6 protein-coding genes are annotated in these 9,667 nt (G+C 36.0%); 3 read left to right on the plus strand and 3 right to left on the minus strand.

Going from position 1 to position 9,667, the window contains the following annotated elements; translation table 11 throughout:
- Positions 1 to 43: 43 nt before the first annotated feature.
- The 3 genes from F6K18_RS27855 to F6K18_RS27865 all read left to right on the plus strand — a co-directional run bounded on the left by F6K18_RS27855 (position 44) and on the right by F6K18_RS27865 (position 3,933).
- Positions 44 to 1,507, plus strand: coding sequence for a hypothetical protein (locus F6K18_RS27855; protein ID WP_287525634.1), 1,464 nt, complete (start codon positions 44 to 46; stop codon positions 1,505 to 1,507).
- Positions 1,492 to 2,955, plus strand: coding sequence for an MAC/perforin domain-containing protein (locus tag F6K18_RS27860; protein WP_287525635.1), 1,464 nt, complete (start codon positions 1,492 to 1,494; stop codon positions 2,953 to 2,955). The genes F6K18_RS27855 and F6K18_RS27860 overlap by 16 nt, the downstream gene beginning before the upstream one ends.
- Positions 2,956 to 3,459: 504 nt before the next feature.
- Positions 3,460 to 3,933, plus strand: coding sequence for a peptidoglycan-binding protein (locus F6K18_RS27865; RefSeq protein WP_287525636.1), 474 nt, complete (start codon positions 3,460 to 3,462; stop codon positions 3,931 to 3,933).
- A 420-nt stretch (positions 3,934 to 4,353) separates the two neighbouring features.
- On the opposite strand, the gene F6K18_RS27870 is transcribed toward F6K18_RS27865, so the two are convergent.
- From F6K18_RS27870 to F6K18_RS27880, 3 genes are all read right to left on the minus strand, one after another.
- Positions 4,354 to 7,161, minus strand: coding sequence for a tetratricopeptide repeat protein (locus F6K18_RS27870; RefSeq protein ID WP_287525638.1), 2,808 nt, complete (start codon positions 7,159 to 7,161; stop codon positions 4,354 to 4,356).
- A 27-nt stretch (positions 7,162 to 7,188) separates the two neighbouring features.
- The gene (locus F6K18_RS27875; RefSeq protein WP_282433675.1) at positions 7,189 to 7,311 is read right to left on the minus strand and encodes a hypothetical protein; all 123 of its coding nucleotides are present in this window, start codon (positions 7,309 to 7,311) and stop codon (positions 7,189 to 7,191) included.
- A 298-nt stretch (positions 7,312 to 7,609) separates the two neighbouring features.
- On the minus strand, positions 7,610 to 8,149 hold the full coding sequence (locus tag F6K18_RS27880) for a tol-pal system YbgF family protein (protein WP_124155593.1): 540 nt from the start codon (positions 8,147 to 8,149) through the stop codon (positions 7,610 to 7,612).
- Positions 8,150 to 9,667 lie beyond the last annotated feature (1,518 nt).

Consider the following 9,667-nt stretch of genomic DNA (forward strand, 5'->3'; position numbering starts at 1 on the left):
TTTTCGTTTTTCCCAACCTCAGTTATTTCCCAACAACTCTATTATGTCTACTATTTTATATCCCCAAAGTAAACTAAAGCGTCGAGTGATTCTAGCTGTTTTGATTTTAACATTTGTGAGTGCTACTATTGCCACTATTGTCCATAGATTGCAACCCAATATCTACCCGCTTCATCTAATTAATCCTCCTCTATTCGCAATTACATCTTTAATATTACTGATACGTCTTTATACAAAACCCGAGAGCTTGCAACAAGTAATAAATTTGGGTATACTTCAGGGTGTAATGTTTATTGTGATGCCTTGTTGGTTTCACTCTCTGATGGCGTTTAGCTCATCCAAAATTAGTCTTGTAGATAATTTACCACCGATATCCTCAATATCGTTGATGTTGATGACGTTTATGTTGATAACTCTGCGTCCTCAACGATTGTTCTTGGCAACTATACTGCTCTGGATAGGTGTTGCTGGACCTATTTTGACCTACTTTATTTTTAACCCAGAAGAACTATACTCCCTACGAGGACTAGATTTACTCATGTCCTTCGGAGCAGTAATGGGGGTGCAAACTGCACTGATTTTTTTGCATAATCGTCTCCAGTCAATGGTGAAAAGCTTGTATGTCGAACGTCTCCAGTACTATGCTCAAATCAGAGAACGGCAGAGTATTCGCCAAAATGCTTTGGAGCAAGCTTTTACCCAAATTCATAATGGACCACTGCAAACCCTAGCATTACTGCAAAGAGATGTGCAAACCCAGCAGATATCTCAAACAGAATTTTTACAACGTTTGAAAGAACTCAATACTGAAATTCGCGCAGTAGGACACAGTCTTACGGATAAAAATAATACAATTAACAAGCAAGTAATTTCACCAGAAACTTTAGAATCTGCTAATTCTGAAAATTTTCTTCGCTTGGGGGAAGGAACCTCTATCGACCTAAAACTTCCCTTGCATAATTTACTTCACGAAGTATATTCCCTAACCCTTAAACGCAATCTTCCTTGCTTCCAAACTATTCGAGTCAAAGTACGGAATTTTGCGCCTATTACTCAATTTTCCTTAACCTTGGACATGAAACGCGACTTGTGTTTATGGTTGGAGGAATCTTTGTGTAATGTTGGTAAACACGCTCGTGGTGTAACTAGAATTGTGGTTACGGGGGAAAAACGTGAAGGTAATTATATTCTTAAGGTACAGGATAATGGGTGTGGTTTAAAGCCAGGAAAGGAGCAACAAGGTACAAAGCACAGCTATTTATTAGCGAAAAGATTGGGAGGAGAATTTCGTCGGGAGTCTTTACCCAAGGGAGGTGTAATTTGCGACCTCTCTTGGAAGGTGGGAGAATTGCCGAAAAGTGCAATGACTAATGGTCAGAAGTTACCATCTGGTTTGTCCGTAACTGTCAATGATTTCTCCTTGAAATTGAATGATACTGAAATTGTTGAAAGCAAACAACAATTTGAAAATTCAAAATTTTGGAGAAACACATGGCTAACAATCTAACTGGCATACACTATCTTGGCTGTACCTACGACATCTACGGTTACTATGCCCGCGGTAACTCCGTCAATACCGCCCAGCGACTGTTTGATTTGCCCGAAGCAGATGCAGTAATCACGATTCAAGATCGGGAATATTCTTACCCTAAGGATGCCATAGGCACTCCTGTCGTGTTAGGCTTCACTCGTGTTGTAGAATCTTTTTCCGAAAGTACTGAAGAGTTGCATACCAAAATGTCGATTGATGCGAACCTGAAGGGTTCCTATGGTCTGTTTAGCGCCGAAGTTTCGGCTAAATATTCCGCATCCTACACCAGCAGCAGCTACTTCTATCACTTTGAAAAATCCAGCTATCTCCACTCCTACAAGTTGACTTTGGATCTCGATTATGCGCTGAATAATCTCGATCAGAATTTCAAGAATGACGTCTACAACAAGACTAATGGCAGCACCTACGACATGACTGCCAAGGAGTTAGTGGAAAAATACGGCACTCACTTTCTGTACGAGGCTCTTTTCGGCGGTCGTTTGTCTTATAGTCAAAGCTTCTCAAAATTCAGTAATAGCAATAGAGGGGAATTAGAAACGAAAGTAAGGACAAACTATGCAAACTACTCGGCAAAAATTTCTGGTTCTCACGAGACCTACAGTTCGGAATCGAACAGTGACTCTAATGCTGAATTTTGGTGCATCGGTGGCGCTCCCGAAACTTTGAGGCAGGGGTATGAGGCTTGGTCTGCAACGGTTTCTGGTAATTTCGTCCTCGTGGACTTTACCTCTGACTCCCTGAAGCGGATTTCGGAGTTAGTGGTCGATGACGACGTTCGCAAAACTGAAATCGACGCAGCCATCCAAGCTGTTCTTGATGGTGTTGAGGAGCCTAGTACAACTAAGCTAACTACCAGTACCAAATCTGAAGATCAGGAAGAGTGGAGCAAAGGCGATACAAGTAATTTAGAATTAGACTCAGGCAAGTCTGACGATGGCCGCGTAGTAGTCGGCTTTGCAGGTAAGGTTAACAACAGTAAGGGTGACTTCTCTCGTATTGCTGTGTGCTACCTTAATATGTCTACGGGCGAGCGTATTTGGGAGGTGTTTGGAAATGTTGATACTTATAACAAGGAGGATTACGAAACCATAGGGGAAGTCCCAGCTGGGTGTGTACTGACAGGCATTGGGTTGACGGGAAAAGACAAGGATTTCAGCCAAATGGTGCTTCACTACCAAGAACTTACCCCTGCTAGCTCCACATACAATTATCTTGACAACAACTTACAGTCAATTGCTTTTAATAGGCAAAACGAAACAGATCCTGATAGCGGCTATGAGTCTGAGTTTAATCCCGGTAGTAATAATGGTAAGGTAATTACTGGCATCGGCGTGACCTACCGTAACAACGGGGTCAAAAGTGTCAAACTGTATCGTAATATCCTAGTGGAAACTAATAACTAATATCATGTCCGGTTGAACAGTGACAAATAAATAACTACGGAGGAGTCAGTCCTCAGTCCTCAGGAGTCAGGAGGGAAGAAAGAAGAAAGAAGAAAGAAGAAGAACAGGAGCAGAAAGAGAAAGTTTTTTTATCACTAATTATCCGGACATGATATAACCTACTGATGACTAATAATCTTCACCTCCAAGCTCCCACAGTATAATTTTTTGTTAGAGCAGCGATCGCCTTCTCCAAAGGAGAGTATTTCATAAATAGATAAGGCTTCGTTTAATGTGAAGTGTAATATGAGTAGTTATTAAGTGTAACCCTGACTTATGAAAAATTAAGTTGGGGTTTGATTTTGATTATTTTTTTATTTACTACAGAAAAGTGCAATGATTAATTGTCAAAAATAACAACAGGCTTTGTCTGTAACTGTCAATGATTTTATCTTGAAATTGAATGATACTTAAATTGTTGAACAAAACAACGATTAAATTAATCCACAAAACAAGGAGAAAATTATGACTAATACAACTCAAACCACCAGCACTCGTCTCACTGTTAGCCTTGGTAGTACGGGTCAAGATGTAAAGGATTTACAAGTAGTTTTGAATGCAACTGTTGCTGATAAGAGTTTAGTAGTTGATGGAGTATTTGGTAATTTTACAAAGGAAGCTGTAATGGCTTTTCAAAAACAATATAGTTTAACCATTGATGGAATTGTTGGTTCCCAAACTTGGGCAGTAGTAGATACAATTGCGTCCGAAATTGATACAAATTATCGTCCCGTTCTGCGTTTTAGTAGTAAAGGTAAAGATGTAGAATATCTACAAAGACGGTTAAATGGTATTGGATTTGGTTCTCTAGTAGTTGATGGAATATTCGGTGTAGCAACCGAAGAATCTGTGAAAAAATTTCAAAAGTATTATGGTTTAACTGTTGATGGAATTGTTGGTAGTCAAACTTGGGCTAAATTAGAAACTATCGATGTTTAAGGTTTTATTTAGCAATCAATATTAATATAAATCACTGCTCATTTTTCATCGCTATTAACTAATAAATTAATTTGAGAAATAATGAGCAGTTAATTAATAGGACTTACGCAAAGGTAACGTAATTGTGTCATTACGAGCGACAGCGACGTAATCGCCAAAATCCTGCGTTATACCAATTTGAAAAAAGAATGCTATATTTAGGTGACACTTCAATTATTAAGTAATTAATAAAGACTGAATATTTTTTTTGATAATTATTAGCTAGTTATTGTTAATTATTCTTATTTTTACCTCTCCCATACTCCCCTACTCAAGAAAATGTAGCAAACATTTATCAAATTGGTATCACACCTCCCACACTCCCCAAACTCCCCTCTTCCTTCCTCCTTCTTCCTTCTTCCTTCCTCCTTCTTCCTTCTGCTACAACCCATCTCCTATTAAAATAAATGGCGCCCAATAATAAGGATGCCTCAACCTTTTTGACTCTTCTTCATTAATACTCCCATTTATCAAAGCTAGTTGTGCTTTTCGCAATGCTTCTGCTTTTGTCATATTGCCTGTTTTCAATGCTCGATAAAAATTAATCATCAGTACTTGCGTTCCTAGATCGTCAACTTGCCACAAACTTGCCAGAGATGTTTTTACCCCTGCACGTTGCATTTGATAACCCAACCCTAATATTTCTGAACCATCTTTTAAAATACCACCTACTCCTGTTCGACAAGCACTCAAAACTGCTAAATTAATATTAGGTAAAGATAAGTTGGTAATATCCCGCAAAGTTAAACGACTACCATCACCAAATAAAATAAAAGAATCTTCTGGTTGCCCATTGACAAAATCTGCATGGGTAGCAAAATGTAGAATATTATACTTATTAACCTGTGAAATAATTTCATTCCAATTGAAGGCTTCATTCAGTAGTTTTGTCGTATTAGGAATTATTTTGGCTAAGGTCTCTACTTCTTCTCCGGCAAATTTTAATCCTGAGAATCTAAATTCTCTAGAACCTACAAGAAATTTATAATTTCCTTGACTAAAAGCTGCGGCTAATACTCGGAGTTTACCTAGAGGTTTACTGTTAAAATTAGTCAGACTTGCTGCGGTAATATTGTTGATGTTTAACCTTTCTATTAACCATTTTTTTCCATCGTATAAAGCTGCTATTGGAATATAACGTAATAAACCATCAGGAGCATAAATAATAGTTTTAGTTTTCGCTAAAAATAGCTCTGTCTCTAAAGGTTCTATTAACCATTTGTATAACTGTTGACCTGTTGTGTGTACTATCTGATCACTAATTATATTTCTAGGATATGTCAAAGCTCCTCTAAAGTCAATAATTGCATTTTTTAACTGTGTTTTGTTAATCGGAACTGAACGATGTATTGGCAATCCTTGACTTGTCACTAATATTAATTCTATCCTATCGTCCAAAACTAAGGGATAAAGTAGTACAGCATTTTGCTTGATTTTGAGGATATTTTGTAATCTACTTAAATTGGTAATATCTATACTTTCTCCATCAGTTTTTTGCTTGAGTTCCTGTATGATTTTGACGATATTTTCGTTGGAAATCAAGTTATGAAATTCTGTTTGAATTTGCTGTTTTTCTGCTTTTAAGTCAGTAATACGTTGTTGTTGAGCTTTCGACCTATCTGTGGGTGATATATTCTGTAAATCTGTGAGTTCTTTGTTCAGTTGTACTGCTTTATCTTGAATAGCGGTATAGTTATCCAATATTTCTTGTTCTTGAGGTAATAATTCTATTCCCACAGAAGTTTGTTCATTACCTTCTACATTGTTGAGGTAATTTTCTAGTTCTTGAACTTTCAATAAATCCAAAACCTGTTGAGCTTCTGTGACTCTATTTTGCTGTAATAATAAATCTGCTAAACGACGATAAGTATCAGCAATTTTTTCGGCATAGGATTGCCGTTTATCTAGAGGAAAATTTTGTAAATCTTGCCGAATTTCTTCTGTGACATTTACAGAGTGTTTATATAAAATAATTGCTACTTCCGGCTGTTTTTCTGCAACTAATAAATCTCCAATATTACTTAAAGTTATTCTTTCACTAGCGCGATCGCCTACATTTCTTTGAGTAGTTAAAGCTTGGCGATAGTAGTCTTCTGCTCGGGTATATTCTTTGAGGCTTTTATAAACTGTTCCGAGACTATCTAGGATATGTCCTTCTTCTGTTTTATTACCTATTTCCTGGAAAATTGTTAATGCTTGGTGCAAATATTCTAATGCTTTTTGATATTCGCCTTTTTGGTCATAAACTAAGCCGATATTATTCAGGCTTTGCCCTATTCCTGCTTTGTCTTTTATTTGTTCTCTAACTGTTAAAGCTTGTTGATAATATGTTAATGCTTGAGCATATTTTTTTTGCAATTTATAGGTAAGCCCAATATTATTTATTGTATTTCCTTCGCCATTTTTATTGTTATTTGCTTGATAAATTTCTAGAGCATTTTGATACCACTCTAAGGATTTTTCATACTGACCTAATTCTTTATAAATTAAGCCGATGTTGTTAGTAACTGCTGCCTCACCTTGAAAATTTGCTAATTCCTGGAATGTTTGTAGAGCTTGTTGATAATATTTTAATGCTAGAAAATATTGAGCTTGATTTTGATAAATTGCTGCTATATTATTCTGAGTTCCTCCAACTCTAACTAAATCTCCTAATTCTTGACGTATTGCTAAAGCTTGCTCCAAGTAATTTAAAGCTTGGTCATAATTTCCCTGGAGAAAATAAATAGCACCAATACTATTTAGACTACTACCAATACCTTGTTTTTCATTAATTTTGCGACGTATTTTTAATGCTTGTTGATGATAATCTAATGCTTGGGGATAGTCAGTTAGTTTTTGATAAGTGGCTCCAATACTGTGAAGGGTTTCACTTATTTTTAGAGATAGAGATTGAGTAGAATTATCTGATAATCTGTATAATAATTGGAATATTTCTAAAGCTTTTTGATAAGCTTCTAAAGCTGCCTGATATTTACCATTTTTGTAGAGTTGTTCGCCTTGTTGATAAAATTTTTCTGCTTCAGTTTGTTGTGGAGTTTGAGATATTAGCTGATTTTGGGGTTGATCAGAATTTAATATTTGAGGAAATACTGTTTCGTAGCATAAGTAAAAAGTTAAACTCAAGCAGCAGACTAGAAAAAAATTTATGAGTCTTTTAATTATTCTTTTCCCACTACTTTTAAACATCTTTTTATACTTTTTATTTATTTAGCTTTAGCAATTACCAAATAATAGGCGATCGCTAAAGCTATTATTTAGTTCAATTAATTCATTGGCGAGTCTATTAGACATCTGGTGAGCATAAAAAATCAAATTAATTATCGTACTCTTATTCATTAATTCTTTCCGCCTACTTTGTACAGACGTTCATACAACGTCCCTACTCCTTGTTTTGGTCGAGATGTCTACTAGACATCTCTAATAATAAAAAATCAAATCAATTATCCTACATAAATTATTAATTATTTACCGAAAAATTGTGGTTTAAAGCATCCCCTTTTAAGAGGAGAATAAAGAAAATTTTTCCTTTAAGTCAATCCTCTTAGTTTTAAAAGAGAGGTAATTGTTAATTATTAATTATTAATTATTAATTGTTGAACCCCTACTCCCTCTTTTCTGGAGATGTCTATTTAAGTTATTCTGATTCTTTTTTGTCATCTTCATCAAATAAAAGAGTTACACTACCAGAGTCTCTTTCTAAATTACATTGAATCTGAATGTTATCCTCCTCTAACTTTTCTCTTCCTTTGGGAGTTGTACATAACATAGAGTTAGTTTTTGTAGAATTTTTTTGATCGGCCATTTCTTCAGATACTCCTACAACTTCCCAATAATAATCCTTAGCCTTCTCACCTTCGTCTAGCTTTTCATAAGTTGCCCCGACATAGAATAAAGCACGACCTTCTGCAAGTAAATCTCCTTTGTCTCGTCGTAGTTTTAATACCTGCTGAAATTTTGCTAATGCCTGTTCGTATTGCTCATTTTGATAATGTTCTTCTCCCTCTTTTAACAACCTACCTATTTCAGATTGATTATTAGAGCTGCTATAAGAAATATCCTGAGCAAATACAGGTGAAATTTTCCACTTTTCTCCTTGGTGTAATCCTTCAAAGGTAGGGAAACTTAAGGCTAAAGCAGTGGCAATAACTCCCAGATAGTTTCTCCAATAACGCATATATCAATACCTCACCTTAATAAGTACTAAAAAATCTATTTCAGCTACGATCAAGGGACTTCAGGACAAAATCCTTTCGATTACATGATAGTAGTTTCTCCAGGAGAATACTGACAATTTTTCGGTTGTATACTACTTGATTAATTATCACACTGGAAAGGTTATGCAGAATTTTAAGATAGGGGGTTTATTATAAAGATAGCCTCTTAACCTCTTTCCTGATATATCTAGGTTTAAGCTATTTTTTAGGTATTGAGGTATTTTTCTATTTACCCTTCCCAGAAATCTACAAAAATCTATAAAATCTATAATTATCTGATTGACTGGCTATTTTCATCGGAAAAAATATCAAAGTCCCAATAGCTTCATCTATTAGATACAAAAGTTAACACTGCAATAGCGATCGCCAATGTGAATTTAGAGCATAAAAAAATCAACCTCGGTATTAGCTGGTCTTGATGATGAATCCTTAGTCGTATTTTGACAGTAGACATATTTCCTAAGTTTTCTCTGTAGAACCAACTAAGACAAATTGCTCATACTACTATTAAAATTTAATTATATATCGACTATTAAAGATAGGCAATACTTAAATAACTTATGTAAACATAACGATAATAAACTTCTTAGGTGGTAGGTGGTAGGTGTTATATCATGTTCCCCCGGAGGGGGAGCTACGCTAACGGTTGAATATTTATAAATAAATTTTGTGAGGAGTCAGGAGTCAACCCACCCCTCGCCCCTCCCCCTTCCAGGAGGGTAAGTCAGGAGTCAGGAGGAAAAAAAGGAGAAAAAGAGGAAATATTGGAGAATAGTATTGATAATTTAAGTATTTCTTTGGTACCGTCAGTCCTTAAATTTTATTTATAACTGATTATCCGAACATAATATTATATCATGTCCGAAGGCAATCGTTTGTGTAAACCCAAGGGTGAATATCTACAGGAAATTTAGGTTTTTTTCTTGCTCAATAGCCTTTCTCTCTGTTCCCTGTTCCCTGTTCCCTGTTCCCTGTTCCCTGTTCCCTGTTCCCTGTTCCCTGTTCCCTGTTCCCTGTTCCTTCTTCCTTACCGAAAAATTGTGGGTATGCGCCTCCCCTTTTAATATAGAATCCGGTTATATAATATATGCTTATAATTCTATCCACACTTCAATATTTAATATAAAATCAGGTTATACAGTTATCGCACTTTCTACTTCCATTCAATGCAGACATAAAATGCCGGAATATCCACAGATAATTCCAACTCTCATCCTTTCTTCCTGCTGAGGACTGAGGACTGAGGACTGAGGACTCTCATCATACAATAACTAATTATCCGGATACTATATTACTCATTACTCATTACTCATTACTCATTAATCCTCAGTAATACGATAACTAATTACCCGGATTCAGCGAAAATATTTCGGGGAAGAAAGCTTCTCTATTTACCACCTATTCCACGATGAAAAAGCGCAGATCCTGCGCATGATTACCAAGCAGAGCCTAGATCGTGCTTCTCAAAGCTTTAGTGA

Source organism: Okeania sp. SIO2C2, from assembly GCF_010692625.1.
Lineage (GTDB): Bacteria > Cyanobacteriota > Cyanobacteriia > Cyanobacteriales > Microcoleaceae > Okeania > Okeania hirsuta.